The sequence below is a fragment of the Nostoc sp. NMS4 genome, from assembly GCF_017115095.1.
GTDB lineage: Bacteria > Cyanobacteriota > Cyanobacteriia > Cyanobacteriales > Nostocaceae > Nostoc.
Genome location: NZ_JABXKI010000319.1, coordinates 1 through 1164 on the forward strand (window position 1 = coordinate 1; position 1164 = coordinate 1164).

Consider the following 1164-nt stretch of genomic DNA (forward strand, 5'->3'; position numbering starts at 1 on the left):
TTAACGGTATAGCCAAACGCGCAACAGTGAGAGCAATTGCTCAGTATCTACCGGTTTGGTGATGTAGTCTGATGCACCGGCTTCAATACACTTCTCGCGATCGCCTTGCATGGCTTTAGCAGTCAGTGCAATAATCGGCAAAGATTTAAATTGATCGTTTTCGCGGATGACACGTGTTGTTTCGTAACCATCCATTTCTGGCATCATTACATCCATTAAAACCACATCAATATCTGGTGTATTTTCTAACAGGGCAATCCCCTCTCTACCGTTTTCAGCATATAAAACCTGGATTTGATAACGCTCCAGCATACTGGTAAGGGCGAAGATATTCCGCATATCGTCGTCTACAATTAGCGCTTTTTTCCCTGTGAGGAAGTAGTCTTGCGAATGCAGTTGTTCAAGTATTTGCCGTTTGGGTGCTGGTAAATTTGCCTGGACTCGGTGTAAAAATAATGCTGTTTCATCGAGGAGGCGTTCGGGCGATCGCACATCTTTAATAATAATTGTTTCGGCAATTCTTCTGAGTTCTGTTTCTTGAGCTTTGCTAATTTCTCTACCTGTATAAACAATAATTGGTAAAGTTTTACCGTTAGGTAGAAGTTTTATCTGCTCAATTAGTTCAAATCCGGTCATGTCGGGTAGCCCTAAATCGAGGACAAGGCAATCAAAAGGCTGAGTAGCAATAGCTTCTAGGGCGGCTGCACCGGTGGATACAGCAGTGGTAGAAACATCGCTGTTGCCAATCAACTCAACAATACTCAATCGTTGCGTGTCGTCGTCTTCGACTACCAATAAGTTTTTCACCTGACGCTCAACAAAACCTTTAATTTTGGTCAACGCCTCGGATATTGTTTCGCTGGTTAAAGGTTTTTGCAGATATGCGATCGCACCTAGTTGTAACCCGCGTTGTCTCCCTTCCTCAACGGTCATAATATGTACGGGAATGTGACGAGTATTTGGGTCATGTTTCAGACGATCCAATACTGTCCAACCATCCATCTCTGGCAATCGGATATCTAGCAAAATGGCTGAAGGTAGAAATTGCTGCGCGAGCATCAAACCTGTACTACCGGTTTGGGCAGCGATCACCTTGAATCCTTGTTGCTGCGCCATATCTAGAAGGATACGTGCAAAATTAACATCATCCTCAACAATTAGTAA

The 1164-nt window shown here is 43.6% G+C and carries 1 protein-coding gene; it reads right to left on the bottom strand.

Annotated features, from left to right (window positions below):
- The coding region (locus tag HWQ37_RS29185; protein ID WP_292753900.1) for a response regulator at nt 1-1164 on the bottom strand (1164 nt) is incomplete at its 5' end.